Below are 428 nucleotides of genomic sequence, written 5' to 3'. Positions count from 1 at the left end.
CGAACTGGTCGAGAAACTGAAGAACGAAGCGAAGGTGATCTGATGGCTGTTTTGGTTGTTGCAGAACATTCCAATGGCGCGCTGGCCTCGGCGACGCTGAATACCGTTGCTGCCGCGCAGAAGATTGGTGGCGAGATCAGCGTGCTGGTCGCCGGCCAGAGCGTCGGCGGCGTGGCCGAAGCTGCTGCCAGGATCGCCGGTGTTTCCAAGGTGCTGGTCGCCGACAACGCCGCTTACGCGCACCAGCTGCCGGAAAATGTGGCTCCGCTGCTGGCCTCCATCGCCCGCGATTTCAGCCACGTGCTGGCCGCCGCCACCACCAACGGCAAGAACTTCCTGCCGCGCGTCGCCGCCCTGCTGGACGTCGACCAGATCTCCGAGATCATCGAAGTGGTCAGCGCCGACACCTTCAAGCGCCCGATCTATGC

1 pseudogene is annotated in these 428 nt (G+C 63.3%); it reads left to right on the top strand.

Features of this window, described 5'->3' with window-relative positions:
• Positions 1–42: 42 nt before the first annotated feature.
• Positions 43–428 (top strand): annotated as a pseudogene (locus ACCC94_RS30095) (electron transfer flavoprotein subunit alpha/FixB family protein); the annotation flags it as partial.

The sequence above is a fragment of the Pseudomonas sp. Pseusp97 genome (genome assembly GCF_047304025.1).
Lineage (GTDB): Bacteria > Pseudomonadota > Gammaproteobacteria > Pseudomonadales > Pseudomonadaceae > Pseudomonas.
This window is presented reverse-complemented; position numbering and strand designations above follow the sequence as displayed.